Origin of the sequence: Psychromonas sp. Urea-02u-13 (assembly GCF_002835995.1) — a bacterium.
Taxonomy (GTDB): Bacteria; Pseudomonadota; Gammaproteobacteria; order Enterobacterales; family Psychromonadaceae; genus Psychromonas.
This window is the reverse complement of the sequence record NZ_PJBZ01000042.1, coordinates 119,999-135,207: the sequence shown is the minus strand read 5'-3', so window position 1 is coordinate 135,207 and position 15,209 is coordinate 119,999. Positions and strand designations below refer to the sequence as shown.

At 38.8% G+C, this 15,209-nt stretch carries 13 protein-coding genes and 2 pseudogenes; 6 read left to right on the top strand and 9 right to left on the bottom strand.

Going from position 1 to position 15,209, the window contains the following annotated elements:
* Positions 1-34 precede the first annotated feature (34 nt).
* From CXF74_RS05020 to CXF74_RS05005, 4 genes are all read left to right on the top strand, one after another.
* Positions 35-1,681: an AAA family ATPase gene (locus tag CXF74_RS05020; RefSeq protein ID WP_232772441.1), complete on the top strand. Its 1,647-nt coding sequence runs from the start codon at positions 35-37 to the stop codon at positions 1,679-1,681.
* Positions 1,678-3,072, top strand: coding sequence for a VWA domain-containing protein (locus CXF74_RS05015; protein WP_101081295.1), 1,395 nt, complete (start codon positions 1,678-1,680; stop codon positions 3,070-3,072). Before CXF74_RS05020 ends, CXF74_RS05015 begins: the two co-directional genes overlap by 4 nt.
* A gap of 221 nt (positions 3,073-3,293) precedes the next feature.
* Positions 3,294-3,773: a DUF3015 domain-containing protein gene (locus tag CXF74_RS05010; RefSeq protein ID WP_101081294.1), complete on the top strand. Its 480-nt coding sequence runs from the start codon at positions 3,294-3,296 to the stop codon at positions 3,771-3,773.
* Between the two features lie 62 nt (positions 3,774-3,835).
* Positions 3,836-5,686 carry an Lnb N-terminal periplasmic domain-containing protein gene (locus CXF74_RS05005; protein WP_101081293.1) on the top strand — a complete coding sequence of 617 codons (1,851 nt, stop codon included), beginning with the start codon at positions 3,836-3,838 and terminating at the stop codon, positions 5,684-5,686.
* Here CXF74_RS05005 and CXF74_RS22410 read toward each other — a convergent pair.
* Positions 5,669-6,049: pseudogene (locus tag CXF74_RS22410) on the bottom strand (DUF2161 domain-containing phosphodiesterase). The gene CXF74_RS05005 and the pseudogene CXF74_RS22410 overlap by 18 nt on opposite strands.
* Positions 6,046-6,354 (bottom strand): hypothetical protein, encoded by a 309-nt coding sequence (locus CXF74_RS22405; RefSeq protein ID WP_232772440.1) that lies wholly within the window; start codon positions 6,352-6,354, stop codon positions 6,046-6,048. The pseudogene CXF74_RS22410 and the gene CXF74_RS22405 overlap by 4 nt, the downstream one beginning before the upstream one ends.
* A 352-nt stretch (positions 6,355-6,706) precedes the next feature.
* Here CXF74_RS22405 and CXF74_RS04995 point away from each other — a divergent pair.
* Positions 6,707-7,417: pseudogene (locus CXF74_RS04995) on the top strand (beta-ketoacyl synthase N-terminal-like domain-containing protein); the annotation flags it as partial.
* Positions 7,417-8,565 carry a hypothetical protein gene (locus tag CXF74_RS04990; protein ID WP_101081292.1) on the top strand — a complete coding sequence of 383 codons (1,149 nt, stop codon included), beginning with the start codon at positions 7,417-7,419 and terminating at the stop codon, positions 8,563-8,565. The pseudogene CXF74_RS04995 and the gene CXF74_RS04990, both read left to right, overlap by 1 nt.
* A 343-nt stretch (positions 8,566-8,908) precedes the next feature.
* Here the strand turns inward: CXF74_RS04990 and CXF74_RS04980 are convergent, their stop codons facing one another.
* Genes CXF74_RS04980 through CXF74_RS04950 form a run of 7 tightly spaced genes read right to left on the bottom strand, consistent with a single transcriptional unit; the run spans position 8,909 to position 15,206 of the window.
* Positions 8,909-10,291, bottom strand: a complete 1,383-nt coding sequence (locus CXF74_RS04980) for a TadE/TadG family type IV pilus assembly protein (RefSeq protein ID WP_101081291.1) — start codon at positions 10,289-10,291, stop codon at positions 8,909-8,911.
* Positions 10,292-10,801, bottom strand: a complete 510-nt coding sequence (locus tag CXF74_RS04975) for a TadE/TadG family type IV pilus assembly protein (protein WP_101081290.1) — start codon at positions 10,799-10,801, stop codon at positions 10,292-10,294. It lies immediately after the preceding gene.
* A gap of 1 nt (position 10,802) precedes the next feature.
* Positions 10,803-11,285, bottom strand: a complete 483-nt coding sequence (locus CXF74_RS04970; RefSeq protein WP_101081289.1) for a TadE/TadG family type IV pilus assembly protein — start codon at positions 11,283-11,285, stop codon at positions 10,803-10,805.
* Positions 11,282-12,061, bottom strand: a complete 780-nt coding sequence (locus CXF74_RS04965; protein ID WP_198552785.1) for a tetratricopeptide repeat protein — start codon at positions 12,059-12,061, stop codon at positions 11,282-11,284. The genes CXF74_RS04970 and CXF74_RS04965 overlap by 4 nt, the downstream gene beginning before the upstream one ends.
* Positions 12,062-12,073: 12 nt before the next feature.
* Complete coding sequence (locus CXF74_RS04960; protein WP_269800760.1) at positions 12,074-13,009, bottom strand: type II secretion system F family protein; 936 nt, start codon at positions 13,007-13,009, stop codon at positions 12,074-12,076.
* A gap of 2 nt (positions 13,010-13,011) precedes the next feature.
* On the bottom strand, positions 13,012-13,908 hold the full coding sequence (locus CXF74_RS04955) for a type II secretion system F family protein (RefSeq protein WP_101081288.1): 897 nt from the start codon (positions 13,906-13,908) through the stop codon (positions 13,012-13,014).
* Positions 13,905-15,206, bottom strand: coding sequence for a CpaF family protein (locus tag CXF74_RS04950; RefSeq protein ID WP_101081287.1), 1,302 nt, complete (start codon positions 15,204-15,206; stop codon positions 13,905-13,907). The genes CXF74_RS04955 and CXF74_RS04950 overlap by 4 nt, the downstream gene beginning before the upstream one ends.
* Between the last annotated feature and the right edge of the window lie 3 nt (positions 15,207-15,209).

Sequence of the window (15,209 nt, the reverse complement as noted above, 5' to 3'; positions counted from 1 at the left end):
GATTAATGTACAGTCGCACCTCTCAAAAAAAATTATGGATAAACAACGTATGACCATTGCTCATAATACAATTAGTAATCGTATAGAGACGTTGATTGATCACCTTTCCTATGGCGTTTATGAACGTCGTGATGCTATTCGATTATGTTTATTAGCCGCGTTAAGTGGTGAAAGTATATTTTTATTAGGTCCCCCTGGAATAGCTAAAAGCTTAATAGCAAAAAGAATGATTGATGTATTTGAAGATGAAAGTTACTTCGAATACTTAATGACACGTTTTTCAACGCCCGAAGAAATATTTGGCCCTCTGTCGATCAAAGCCTTAAAAGACGAAGGTAAATATATTCGCTTAACAGAGGGTTACTTACCTGAAGCTAAAGTTGTTTTCCTTGATGAAATTTGGAAAGCTGGCCCCGCTATTCTTAATACTCTGCTTACAGTTATCAATGAACGTACCTTTCATAACGGTATCGATCATCAAAAAGTACCGATGCGAGTACTTGTTTCTGCTTCTAATGAATTACCGGGAGCAGACTCAGGGTTAGAAGCGCTGTATGATCGTATGTTATTACGTTTATACCTAGAGCCTATTCAAGATAAGAAAAACTTCAAAGCGATGCTCATGCAAAAGCCACAAGCAAAACTGGCGGGCAAGTTTAAAAAAGTCTCTAACGAAGAGTTTGAATTGTGGAAAAAAGAGATAAATGATGTTGGTTTAACAGATCACTGTTTTGAACTTATCTACGACCTAAAACTATCCTTAGATAATAATAGCCCTGGTGAAAATCACACCGAACATGCCATTTATGTTTCCGACCGTCGTTGGAAAAAAGCCATTCGTTTATTACAAGCATCGGCTTATTTTAATGGCCGTAATCAAATATCAGAAACCGATCTGTTTATTCTAAAAGATTGTATTTGGCATGATTTAGACTCTAAAAAAGCTATTTTTAATATTCTTCATGACTTCGCCATTAAACGTTTTTGTGATCAAGATGAAATCACCGAAGCGACCAATGTCATTGAACAAAAAATTATTGAGCTTGATGCTGACTTTCAATATCGCATCGGTAACCGTTTAAATTCAGATTTAGTATTAACTAAAACGCGTTACAAGTTGGATTTAGAAGATATCAAAACCTATACCTTTGATGGCATACCTAATATGCTCAAAATGTGTGTCATCGGTGAATATAAAGTATTAGACAAAGAAGTAGATGAAAAAGCGCAGTCGGTTTATGTGGGTTTAGACCACTTCCAGAAAAAAATAAAAAGCGGTACCGGCCTTATTAAAGTGTATATCAATAATGCCAAAACCAATGTTTGGTTAAATTTTTCAATCGATGAAAACCAACATCTTTTATTACATGATTTTGCTAATAACGGTATACCTGTGGTGGCTATCACTAATAAACCAACGGTCGATATTAAAGATAATTGGTTAAGTAAATTAGCCGCGCTGAATGAAGAGATGGCTAATCTCAAGCAACGTATTATCAAAAATCAAATCGATTTCAGTTCGATTAACCATAATATTTTTGTCGAAGATGATTTCATCGAAAGTGTCGAGAAAAGCTTAGTATCATTGACGCTAGCGCTGAATGCAGTTCAAGATAAAAATGATGAGTTTCAAGAAAGACTTCAGATCACGGCAACCAATGTGGGTCAGGGCGAAGAATGACAGGTTCGGTAAAGTTCATTGTTGATGACGCCTTTATCGATATATCAGAGAATAGTCGCAAGGCTAATGCAACTGAAAAAAACAGTGTTAACGAATGGAAAGAGCAACTTGTTTCATTATTGGAAGATAACCCGTTACCACTGTGTTTAAGCCAAGAAATAACCCTCTATGAAGCTTCTAACTTACTTACCCCCGAACAACTGCGTCGCAAAATAAACTTTATCTTAGATAAAATAACCGAGCAGTCAGACTTTCATGAACAAGCGCGTGATTTGGTAACAAAAAACAGCGCGTTGAGTGATGAATACTTTTCTATTATTTTTTATGACCAGTGGCAACAATGCATTGAAAATAGTGTTTATCAATATCAAATGAAATTGATTGATGAAAGCCGTGAAGCGTTGTTAACCATGCTCAAAGAGCGTCATGAAAACCTAGAAACATTAAATGAGCTTGTTGATAGCGAGTTACTGGATGATGTCGGGCGCCTATGGGATTTGAGTCAAAGTAAGTTAAGCCATATTGATATTACCTTGTTACAACGCTTCTCAAAAAATTTAGCCAAGAACAAAGCCATTGTCACCATCGCTAATCAGTTAGGGCGTCTGGCTTTGTCGGAGCTCAGCACAAAAAAAACACCTCAGTGCACGGAAACGTGGGTATTAGACGATAACTATCAAGACAATGTGCCTGATGAGATGCAGGGCGTGAGTTATAGCAATGAAATCTCTCGTATGTTACAAACTGAAATTATTAACCTCAGTTTTCCTGAGTTAGAAATTGTTTTCTATAAGCGTTATATTGAACGCCACTTGCTCTCTTATCAATATCAAGGCGCTGATCAGCAATATAAAAAACAGACGACTTTTCAGCAAGCGAATGATCAACAAGGTGACGAAGTTGGTGGCCCCTTTATTGTGTGTATTGATAGTTCAGGTTCAATGCAAGGCACACCAGAGCTAACGGCTAAATCAATTTGTTACGCATTAACACAAATAGCATTTTCACAAAAAAGAGCCTGTTATTTAATGATGTTCTCGAGCCAAGTGATCACCTTCCCTGTCACCAAAGAGACAACATTAAGTGCAATACTCACTTTTTTGTCCGCTAGCTTTCGAGGTGGAACGGATTTAAAACCGGTGATTGAGCAATCGTTAGATTTAATGAAACATGGCGAGTATAAAAATGCTGATCTGTTAGTTATTTCTGATTTTATTGCCCAAAAACTGCCTAGTGTTTTAGCCTTTGAAGTGCATAAATTAAAAAAGAAAAAAAACCGCTTTCATGCAATCACCCTTTCATCACAAGGTAATCCTGATTTAATGGGCATCTTTGACCATATCTGGAAATATTCATCGTTTTTAGGCGCCAGCTTTACTAAGTTGAAATAATGTACAGTGATCAAATATCAACCATATTTCATTTGAAAGTATACTAATATTCATTATGAAAACAATTACTTAAATGATAGTTATATTAATTTATGTTCACAATAACGACAGACTCAATTAATTATATTTATTTTAGTATTCTTTGGTATCATGCGGTATCATGCGGTATCATGGTTATTCATGTATACGTTAATATTATTTTAAAATAAGGATTTATTTAAATGAAAAAACTAATCGCAGTAGCAGCAATCTCTTTACTACCTTTCACTAGCGTTATGGCTGATCAAGACATTGGTTGTGGTTTAGGTTCAATGGTATTTGCTGGACAAGAAGGTAAAGTCGTTAAAGTACTTGGTGCTACAACGAACGGTACTTCAGGCAACCAAACGTTTGGTATTACTTTTGGTACATTAGGTTGTGACGGAACAGGTCCTGTAACATCATCAGAAAAACTAGCGCTATTTATTGATGGCAATATGGATAACCTTGCACGTGATATGTCTAAAGGCGAAGGTGAAACTTTGTCTACACTTGCTACTGTTTGGGGTGTTGCTGAGCAAGATCAAGCTACATTTAATGAAGTTGCACAAGGAAACTTCTCTGAAGTATTTACGTCTGAAAACGTCACTTCACAAGCTGTTCTAGAAAACCTAAATAGCTTAATGTCTAATAACGTAGCATTAGCAACATACACATTATAATTTAGTTAATTTCACTAAACTTATAATAAGGCCCCAAACGGGGCTTTTTTATTGTGAGAGATATGAATATAAAAAGTAAAATATTAGCAATCTTATTTATCTATTTTCCCTCTTCGTTATTTGCCACTGTTTACTCATTAGACAACCTTGCACAGAATAGGTATTGGTTACAACTGGGGCATTATAGAACAGCTACTTTATCGGATTGGAAAAGTGAAGTAGATAGCCATAATTTCTTTCTTGCTGATAATGGAAAAATAGACCCTCGTGCGGAGTTACAGGCAACTGTTGATACCTTTAATGGTGAAGGGTTAACTAAATACCAAGTAAACCAAGCGATGTGTCAGTTTCCAGCTCGTTTTACTTGGTTAAAAAGTAAAGTAGAAAATGATTGGGTAGATCCTAATTGTGTCGAATTCAACAAATGGAAATCTGTAATAGAGCCAGAAGGTATTACGCTCGTGTTCCCGACTGCTTTTATGAACAACCCCTCTTCAATGTTTGGTCATACCTTATTAAGAATCGATGCTAAAAATCAAACGCGCAACAAAGAGTTAGTGGCTTTTGCGGTTAATTTTGCAGCAGAACCTGATGCAGACGATAATGCAGCGACTTATGCATTTAAAGGGTTAGTTGGTCAATATCCCGGTAATTTCTCCTTGATGCCATATTACCGAAAAGTACGAGAATATAATGATTTAGAATCACGTGATATTTGGGAATATAAGTTGAAATTGACTCCCAGTGAGGTTGACTTGATACTGTTACATTTATGGGAATTACAGTTTGCGACCTTCGATTATTATTTCATAGATGAAAATTGCTCTTATCAATTACTTGGTTTATTGCAACTTGCTAGAGAAGACCTTGATTTAACCTCCTCATTTTCGATGCATGCTATCCCTTCAGATACCGTGGCGGCATTAAGAGACAACCAACTATTAGACGAGCCTAACTATCGGCCTGCTTTTGGGACTAAATTATTTCATTTTTCGGAGCAAATGACCGATCAAGAGTTACAAGCTGCACGTGATATAAAAGATGGAAAATCAGTTGATCTTTCTGGTTTTACAAGTCAAAAACAGGCCTCTATTTTAGAAATGGCTTACGAATGGTTAAATTTTGAGTTTTATGATCAAGGGTTAAGTAGAAAATCAATCGCACCACGGCTAACTAATTTATTAATTCAGCGCAGCAAAATAAAACTACCCTCTGCTTTTACACAACCATTACAACCTGAAATTTCTCCCGAACTTGGTCATTCATCATCACGTTTAGGATTATCTATTAATGGTTATGATGATAACGCCACGCGTTACAGTCTTTCTTACCGGCTGGCATACCATGATCTATTAGATAAATCAGCTGGATTTATTCCGGGAGCAAAAATTAGTTTCTTAGATATTGAGGCAAGTATTAATAATGATCTTAACAGCCGAATTGAGCGTTTGTATTTGATTGATGCGATGTCATTAGCACCTGATAATCGTATATTTACTAGTTGGTCTTGGAATATCCGTATCGGCTATGACCGTCAAGTTGATAATTCAAAACACAGTGGCCGTTGGTTTACACAGGGAGGATATGGTAAATCAATTGGTGATCCTAATGCTCTACATGCTTACTTTTTGGCTTCTTTTGAGCTTAATGGTGGAGATATTACTAACAACAGCGTTGAAGTAGGTTTAGGCAGTGAGTTAGGTACCGTTTGGCAGGTAAATAACAATAATAAGATCGCATTAACGGGCAATATAATGTGGTTAGTAGATACAGATGTTGATTATCATAACCAGCTTAACCTTGCTTGGAATTGGGCTTTTGATACAGACTGGGCTTTGCGAAGCAAAATTAGTCATCAACAATGGCGCGATGAAGATGTGATGGCAAAATTAACCTTATTTCATTATTTTTAAGTCTTTTTCTGTGAGCTTCTCATAAATTGAATCAGGTTTATCACTCACCTGATTCAATTTTATTAACCACTTCGTCAACTCATTTTTACCTTTATCTGACAATGGATAAACCCCTCTTTCTATCTTTTCAAACCAGCCATAATAATCTTTACTTAAAAAATTAGTCGTTTATTCTTCACCAATCGCTTTTTTAATATCAGCCCCTTTTGCTACTGGGTGTTGGCTTAGGTATTCAGCAACGCGGATACAACGTTGGCGATAAGCGGTTAATCCCGCTTTAGATTTCGTTGAACCGCCTTTTTGTGTATCACCAATACGTTGATTAAACTCTTTTAATAAACCAGCCTGTTTACATTTTTTTATACGTGGAGTGTAATCTGCGGGTCAAAAACAACTTCCACATATTGTGCTGTTTTTTGTATATCCACGATCATTAAACCAATGCCTAAACGCTTGATGAGTTTTTTTACCTGCTTACTTTGTTTTTTATATAAAGTGCACTGCTTAGGGATTGCGATATAGACGATATCAGACAGGGAAAAGCGATCCACAGCTTGCAATAACAGGGTGATATTAAGGTTTAATTTAAGCTCAATAATAATTAACTGATCATCTTTTTGAGCTGCAATATCACAATCTTTTATCTCCCCTTTTACTTCAAAACCCAACGTTTGTAAGTGATTCTTAATGGGTAAATAAAGGTCGCTCTCTTACAGTTTATTAGGCATTTTAATCAATCGATAACAGTGAACAGAGGCGAATATTATGCTGCACTTTATGCATGCTGGCTTTAATTAATGTTTTTAGTGATTGTGCTTATGTTTATTACTTATACGACTTTAAGCTTGTGTCTGGCAAGACATCTTCAGGTAACATGAATACATTGCAGTTTTAACTTTATAGGCAGGGAGCATGATGAGTCGTATTTATCTATTTGATTGGGGTGATACCCTGATGATTAATTTACCCAATGAGTCTGGGCATATGAAAGACTGGCCTAAGGTAGAGGAGGTTTCTGGCGCCTATGAGGCGCTTAAATACGGTCAACAAACGGCTATGGTTGCTGGTGGCGGTGAAGAACTATGCCCGACGGAATCGGCTGTTTTTGACACACTTTTTGCGACTAGTTTAAAGAACGATAACTCTAAATCAGCGCCTAGCCCATACGATAAAGACAGAGATGGATTAGTGATTGGTGAAGGTGCGGGTACATTAGTGCTTGAAGAATACCAACACGCGGTTGCCCGTGGCGCGACTATCTATGCTGAGCTGGTGGGTTTTGCCAGCAATTGCGATGCAAGCCATGTGACACAACCACGTAAAGAAACCATGCAAATATGCATGGAAATGGCACTTAAAGATGCTGATTTATCTGCTGATCAAATTGGTTATGTCTCGGCACATGGTACCGCGACTGATCGTGGTGATGTTGCTGAAACTAATGCTACCGAAGGTGCGTTAGGTAAAGGCATGCTAATTAGCTCATTAAAAAGTTACTTCGGCCATACCTTAGGCGCTTGTGGCGCGGTGGAAGCTTGGGTTGCTATCGAAATGATGAATGATGGTTGGTTTAACCCAACACTTAATCTGAAAAACGTAGATCCTGAATGTGGTGATTTAGATTACATCACAGGGTCTGGACGTGAGATCGATTGTGATTACGTGATGAGTAATAACTTTGCTTTTGGCGGTATTAATACCTCGCTTATTTTCAAACGCATTAACGAGTAATGGCCCGTTTTTTATTAATGATTACCGCCCTGTTATTGAGTTGTCGGGCGGTTGCGTGGGAGACTGACCAGTATACTTTGTCCGCTCAACCGATTGCTGAAACAGGTGAAGAGGTGAGCCGTTATGTCTATGAAAAACTACAACTTAGCCTTAAGTTGGCCGCTTATTATAGAACAACCTATCCAGATGAAATCAGAAAAAGAGAAGTTGATTTAGCCTCTAAGATTGAACAGTTAAATAATGCTAAGCGTGCCTTGCTACACCACCAAGCTGCCATGTTAGAGCAACAGGTAATATCACTACGAGGAGGTTTACAACCCTACCTGCGTAATTTTCAGCTCACACAAAGCCAACAGGGTATTGCAAAAATAATAACTCAAAACGTGGGTCGAGCTATTGCAACGGAAGAGAAAAAGGATGCCATTTGGGGAAACATTACTAATATCACCCCCTATTCAACGGGAATGAAAGATGGTTTAGCGACAAGCTTTGCGCCTAACCATTTTGATACTATTTATGCTTATGCGGGGTTTCATCGCTTTTTACATCCTAGCCATTTTATTTTCTCATCAACCATTAAACTCTACGATATTGAAATTGGCATGGATAAATTAGGCCATCTTTTTAATGAAGGTTTTCAGTATTATCAACATTTTAATCAAGCCAAAGCGGAGGGGGACTCAGACCAAGTCGCGTTAGCAAAAAGTGTAACTTGGGGCATGGAAACAGAAGATAGTTATTATGGCCGTTGGGTCAGTGGTATTTATTCGAATGCAGATTTAGCCAGTAATTATATTGGCCTACATTTCTATTTTAACCTGTTTGCGCCACTGACCATTGATGGGGTCAACTACCCGGCTATTTTATTACAAAATGAACCGGGGGATTACCAACTAAACCCTGAACCTCAGAACCAACCTCAACAGTTATTAAAGCGTTTTATTAGTTACCAGATGAATGAGGCATTAAACCCCTCTAGCTTGGAATACTTACAGTATGTTTTGGTTAAAGAAGCGGTGTTAAATAGATGTGAAGCATGGAATAAAAGATATCCTGATCCCACATTATTGCGTCAGCAAGCGTCTCACCTATACCCGTCACCATTCAAGTTGCAAAGTTCAGCAAGTGATGAGGTGAACAGATTTTAGGCAGGAAGTTGAAGGTCTAACTAGTTCAATCAATACTTCCTAACAACGAAGGTGTTTGCCTCATCGCTTGCCCTACGGGTCGCTAGCTCGGAAACCAATTCTGCGTTGCAACATTTGATAAGGGCTAGCCATTGTCATCATGTTGCGTCTTGCCTTGGTACCCGAGCTAGCGACTGAATAAAGCACCTTGATTGGTAACGGGTATAGATCGCTGGAATGGTGGTGATTACGGCTTTAATGCAGAGAATACGGTTTCTATTTATGATCGTTGTTTTGGCCCCTCAAGTATATTATTCGAGGAGCCGAGTATTTAATGTGATGTTTTAATTAACTATTACGACACTTAATCGAGTCTAATTTCATTGATCGCAAGAGCAATGCTTTTCATCACCGAGCGAATATTACGTGTACTCGCCCGATAATATTTTCCTTCGCTCGCACAAGATCTCACAATGTCTGAACGACTTTCAAAATTGATGCTATAAATAATGATTCCTTGACGTTTCATTTCACGACAAAGTAATAACTGCTTACGATCGCGAATTTCAGTTTGAATAAGATGCTTACCATCTGAAAACAGTACCATTATTTTTTTATTATCTTTAAGGTCATATGCTCTTGGTTGATCTGGTTGTCTGCTATCCCATAATCCTTTCCATTTAGGTGACAAGACTCGCCAAGCCCAAAGTACGCCTTCTGCGTTATTGGTATTATGTTCGTCATATAGATTATTAATACTATTTTTGAATTGTTGGTAAGTATTATCCATCAATTGAATTTGGCTAATACCACAATCGACATCATCAAAAATACCTTGGTTATCACGCCTTCCATCTAGGTAGGGATTACGATTTCCAGTGGGTATATATTCTTTTAGTGGTGTACCTTGGGAGTATTCTTTTTTGACGGGTTGTTTAACGGAGTACTGTAATTTCAATTTCTTCAGCCTAGAGGGGGCCGCTTCTAGGCTACGTATCCAGTTAGCGGTGATATCTCTAGGGCTATTGATGCCATCAATGTTTTCGTCTAATCGAGCGCAAAAAGCATCTCTATCTCGACCTGGTATTTCTTGATTTAATAAAGAACTCCATCTCTGCTCCCTTGCTAACTTACGTATAGAACGTGGAATCCGAGTACTTTTTTGATCAAAAAAATGAGGGAAATTTCCGATATTAACGTATCCAGTCGCTGGCACTATACTAATTGTTTTAGCATCATTCCTACGTTCATGTTCAAAAATTATATCTGAAAAATCATGTAAGCCTTTGATGGTTTGATCTAAATATGGACCAGCCATTGAGCCCGATACATCAATTGAAAAAGCAATCTCCAGTGTCGTTAAGACTTGTGTTGTTTGTGCCTGATAAGAAACCACTAAGTTAGGTTGGGGATCTTCAAAGCTTTGAAGATTTACACTGTTATCCAACTTGTTGGTTAATGTTAACGTGCTTCCCTGTTCTCCCTGTTGTAATAAAATTTGGCCATTATTTAGCCCGTTTTTATCTGTATGGGAAAGGTTACTCTTCACTATTTGACGCGCATCGCTGTAAGCTACATCACTATCACTAGCAGAATAGAGCGCGCTATCACCTATTGCAGAAACACGACTTTTGGCAATATTAATACGAATGGTTTCTACCACAACACCCATAAAAGTTAACATTGCGAGTAACAACATTACAAACATAGGCGAGACTGAACCGCTATTGTATCGATAACCTTTCACTTAATGTACTTCCTGAATAAAATGAGATTTAAACCCTGATGCAGGCCACATAGACCAAGGCAATTTTTGATAAACACTCTGGTCCGGCTGGAAACACAAGGTCACTCTAATGAGCGTACCAATGCGTAAATCAGGCCAGGGTGCAGTTGGGTTACAAGCCCCTCCACTTTGCAACAGCGTTAATACCTGTAAGTTTTCTGCGCTATATCGTTCAATAACCAGGCTGGCTTCTCCCGGTATGGTTTGGTTTAATTGCTGTTGTGCAAATTTTGTGTAGAAATGAAATTTTTCAATTTCACGCTGTGATGCAAGGGTCTTTTTGGTGGTGACCATCTGGGTAATATTATAATTAATGTTGGTAAGCTTCTGCTCAACACGTAGTAGTTGGAATATATCGGCAGCAGCTAAGGTTAGTATGATCAGCACGGGTAATAACAAAGCCGTTTCGATGCTAATGCTGCCACGTTGACTATGTCTATTTTTACTGTGATGTTTCGATATTAGTTTCATATTAATCAAATAGTTTTTCAGGATTTAAAATTAAGGTGCTGGTATAGCTCAACTCTTTGCTATCTAGAAATGAAGTGGGCGTTAATATCATGCTGGTATGTAAAGTGACATCGATTTTGGAAATAGGTTGTGACGGAGCTTTAATCTGATCGACCGCCTGTTCTGTTTCCTCATCTTGGGCTGCCAACATCTCTTTCAGTGAATCATATTGGCGTGTATTAACGTCTATTCGCTCTAACATGCCATAACCATGTTTTTGTATTTTTGCTTTAATGACTCCTTTGGTTAAGGCTGTTTCAGTCCAGTCTTCGGAGACCAGTTCACGTAAGGTTTGGCGCATGGCTTGATCCAATAGTGTGTATTGCCAATGCACACGGGCTAAATCAAAGAATAAAAACACCACAATCAGCAATACCGGTAGCATGAAAGCGGCTTCAACGCTGGCAATACCTCTTTGCTTGTATTTTAAAGGCCCTCGATTCACTGGACTAGCCCTGCTTTTAGTTGGTTAATATCTTGATCAATTTGGCTAGAAGAAAGGTAGCGAGATAATACCTTGCGTGCTTGTTGTTCTTTGCCTTCTGCCAATAATAACAAGGCAAAGTTCATTTCAACTTGCGCGGGCAGTTTTTGATAGCTTAATAGGGGCGTAAAAACGTCACGTGCTTGTTTAGTATCTCCGCTTAGTAACCAACATAATGCGAGATTTGAGCGATAACTAGGATCGTCAGGGTTTAATAACATCGCTTCTACAAAGGCCATTTTTCCTTTTTCAAACTGATCTTCACTTAACCAGGCAACGCCTAATCCGTTGTGTAATGCGGCTAACTTATCCGCGGCTATGATTTGTGATGAAGCAATGTTTAAGCCTTGTTGATAAACCGTCGTGGCTTCTTTTACTCGGCTATCTCTGAGTAAGTATTTTCCTAAATACAAAGCCGCATCTGTTGATTCTCCTTGTGCTAAGAGCGAGTGTAAAATTTTCTGAGCCGCCTTTTTTTTATCTTGCTGGTATAAACTTCTCGCGAGCATTACTTGGAACTCTGGCCTCTTTGGTGCTGATTTAATGAGCGTGCGATACAGCACGGTCGCTTTATCGTATTGTGCATAATCAAAAGCGGCCTGTGCCAGTGAGGCATTGTTATCAATACTATATTGTTCATTTTTTTGCTCGGTTGAAGCACAGCCACTGAGCAATAAACAACACAGTAACCAAGCACTAAAGTAATGCTGGTTCATCTGTTTTTTTGTTTCTAACATCATTTTTCCTATTTATTTCAAACTTTCTAATAAAAGATTCATGGTGGGAGCAATAATTAAGACTAATAACGGCAACATAATGAAGGCCATTTGAATTAACGTGATACGTCCGGGTAACTTACCAGCCTGTTCTTCAAGCGATATTTTTCGCAATAAACGCGCATCTTCACTAATGGTACGCATTGTATCTGCCAGTGGTGAGCCATATTTTTGCGCCATGACTAAGGTGTTCGCAAGACGTTTCAGCTCTTCAAGGCCACTTCGCCAACCTAGTTTCCTCATGCATTCAGCCTGATCACCCATGACGATCATTTCTGCGTGGGTACGTAAAAAGTGTGCCGATAATCCTGGCTCGATATGGCGTAAATAATGGCCAACTTTTTCAATCGCACGATCTAACGATAATCCCGCTTCTACACTAATGACCAGTAAATCAATCGCATCGGGCACCACATGTTGCTGAGCTTGGCGTGCCTTAGTGGCTGAGCGTTTTAACCAATACTCTGGGATGTTTGAACCGATCACATAAAAAACCAAGATAAACATAACCGTCATCGCGCTTATTTCTGGTGTTTTAGTGAGTTGCCAAATCAGTGTTAATAAAGCAAAAGATAAACCAAACAATAATTTAGCCGCCCGAACTTGATTAAGCGCGTTTAAATGATGAAAACCTGCTTGTTCGAGTAGTTGCATTAAGCGTTTCGCTTCTTTTCCAGAGACCGGGTAAAGCAGTCCTATTTTAGAAAACCCACTATTTTTGCTTGTTAACTCGGTTGTTTCGACATAACTAAATAGATAGCGCTGACACTGTTTTTTAATATTTTTATGTTGCTGTTCTTGTAGTAGCAAAACAGTCATAAATAGGATCAAAATAAGCGTTGCGATAGCGATTAAGCTCAAGGGGTCACTCAGAGAGAGCGATAAAGTATTTAAATTTATAGATAACATGATCAGCCCTTTAATTGCGTCATACGACGAATCAGATACAACCCTAATAGAATGCTACTTAAGACATAGGCAATAATCATTTGCCCAGAACTAGAGGTCATTAAGAAATGAAAATGTGCTTTGCCAGAGGTAAACAACACTAAACAAACAAAGACCGGCAATAGCGCAAGAATTTTGGCTGAATTACGAGACTCAGACGTGATGCTTTGAATACTCGATTCCAGCTCTCGACGATCACGCAAAGTATTGCTTAAACGACTCAATACATCGGCTAAACGGCCTCCCGTCTCTTGTTGTAAACTCAATACAATGGTGAGAAAACGAAATTCTGCAATAGGCATACGTTGTGCCGCATTTCTCATCACTTCTGGTATTGTCTGCCCTACTTTTAGCTCATCGCACATTTGTTTGAATAAACGCGCGATGCTGCCCTTTTGCTGCATGGAGATCATCTCAAACACATCGGCTAAGGGGGAGCCGACACGGATTGCACGAATTAACCCATCAATTACGTCGGGTAATTCTTTACGAAAATTATCCATCGCCTGTTGTTGTATCTGTAGATAAGCAAACCACACAAATAATCCTGCACTGATAAAGGTAATTAACACAGCAAACCACAAGCTCATGCCATTACTAACCAGTATTAAGGGGCTAACCACAATGCTTATACAAAGTATTAACTGCCAACGACGTAGTTTCTCTGCCCCTAGGAATGTTTTTAAGTTTTGTAGCCATAACCAAGAGCTCATAAAAGAGAATCGAGACATAGATTGTGTTGCTAATGTCTCGCGACTATAACGCTGCAGTTGTAAATTCCAGGTGGCTTTTTTTTGTAAATAGAGCCATGCCAAAATACACAGTAATAACCAAGTGAATGCGATGATCAGAAAAGTCATTTCAGTGTCTCTTGTAAGGCTGATTTTTTAGCAAAATGAGCAGACTTATTAAGTAAAGCAGGAGATACCTGATAGCTTTGATAAGTGCCGCTAATTTTCTCATCAATACTTTCTTGAATATTAAATTTAAAAATAGGCGACATTAATATTCGATCACCTTCGCTACCGGTGATTTCGCTAATTGCAGTGATGCGACGACTGCCATCACGCATTCGCTCAAGTTGTACGACTAAGTCAATTGCACTGACAATTTGACTGCGAATAATATTTTCGGATAAACGATCTGATCCCATCAGTAACATATTCGCTAAACGCAATAGAGCGTCTTCGGGGGAATTGGCATGTAAGGTGCACAATGAACCATCGTGACCAGTATTCATGGCTTGCAACATATCAAAGGCTTCTGCACCACGTACTTCACCTAAAATAATACGATCAGGACGCATACGCAGCGCATTTTTAACTAATGCACGAACGTTAACTTCACCTTTGCCTTCACTGCTTTCATTACGTGTTTCTAATGCAACCCAATGTGGTTGGTCTAATGACAATTCAGCTGCATCTTCAATGGTTAAAATACGTTCGTCATTACTAATGTTTTTACTAAGCGCATTTAATAAGGTGGTTTTGCCTGATCCTGTGCCCCCCGAGACCAATATATTAAAACGACAGGCCGTTGCGATAGCCAGAAAGTCAGCCATCGGTTGTGACAAACTATCCGTTGTGACCATATTGCTGAGCTGTAATTTACTGGCCGGAAACTTACGAATAGAGATACAAGTACCATGCAGTGCCAACGGAGGCGCGATAATATTGACTCGACTACCGTCGCTTAAGCGCGCATCAACCAGTGGTGTTGATTCATCAATACGACGCCCGACCGCATTAACGATACGTTGCGCGACATTTAAAACATGTTGTGCATCGCGAAAACGGATATCTGTTTTTTGTAATTTACCAAAACGCTCGATATAAACCGTGTCGGGACCATTTACTAAAATATCAGAAATAGTATCGTCTTCTAGAAGCGGTTGAATGGGGCCAATACCATTCATTTCATCTACCAGCTGGTGGCATAACTGAACTAATTCGAGATTATTATATGGCAACATTTTTTGCTCAGAGAGCTTGTTAAGTGCCGCTGTGACACGGGGTAGTAGTTCTTCACTTGAAAGCTTAGCGGCTACCGAGGGATCGACTAATTCATAAAAAGCTTCTCGTGCATCTTCTGAAATAGCCAACAACTCGTGGCTACGCTGGGTTTTCTGGCTAGTAGTATTCGCATTAAAACCAAACATGTT

What these genes read in the sequence shown, in the direction of transcription:
- CXF74_RS05015 (WP_101081295.1), top strand. Translation starts at nt 1,678, where the DNA reads ATGACAGGTTCGGTAAAGTTCATTGTTGATGACGCCTTTATCGATATA.
- CXF74_RS04990 (WP_101081292.1), top strand. Translation starts at nt 7,417, where the DNA reads ATGGCCCGTTTTTTATTAATGATTACCGCCCTGTTATTGAGTTGTCGG.
- CXF74_RS05005 (WP_101081293.1), top strand. Translation starts at nt 3,836, where the DNA reads ATGAATATAAAAAGTAAAATATTAGCAATCTTATTTATCTATTTTCCC.
- CXF74_RS04950 (WP_101081287.1), bottom strand. Translation starts at nt 15,206, where the DNA reads ATGTTTGGTTTTAATGCGAATACTACTAGCCAGAAAACCCAGCGTAGC.
- CXF74_RS04975 (WP_101081290.1), bottom strand. Translation starts at nt 10,801, where the DNA reads ATGAAACTAATATCGAAACATCACAGTAAAAATAGACATAGTCAACGT.
- CXF74_RS05010 (WP_101081294.1), top strand. Translation starts at nt 3,294, where the DNA reads ATGAAAAAACTAATCGCAGTAGCAGCAATCTCTTTACTACCTTTCACT.
- CXF74_RS04965 (WP_198552785.1), bottom strand. Translation starts at nt 12,061, where the DNA reads ATGTTAGAAACAAAAAAACAGATGAACCAGCATTACTTTAGTGCTTGG.
- CXF74_RS04955 (WP_101081288.1), bottom strand. Translation starts at nt 13,908, where the DNA reads ATGACTTTTCTGATCATCGCATTCACTTGGTTATTACTGTGTATTTTG.
- CXF74_RS05020 (WP_232772441.1), top strand. Translation starts at nt 35, where the DNA reads ATGGATAAACAACGTATGACCATTGCTCATAATACAATTAGTAATCGT.
- CXF74_RS04960 (WP_269800760.1), bottom strand. Translation starts at nt 13,009, where the DNA reads ATGTTATCTATAAATTTAAATACTTTATCGCTCTCTCTGAGTGACCCC.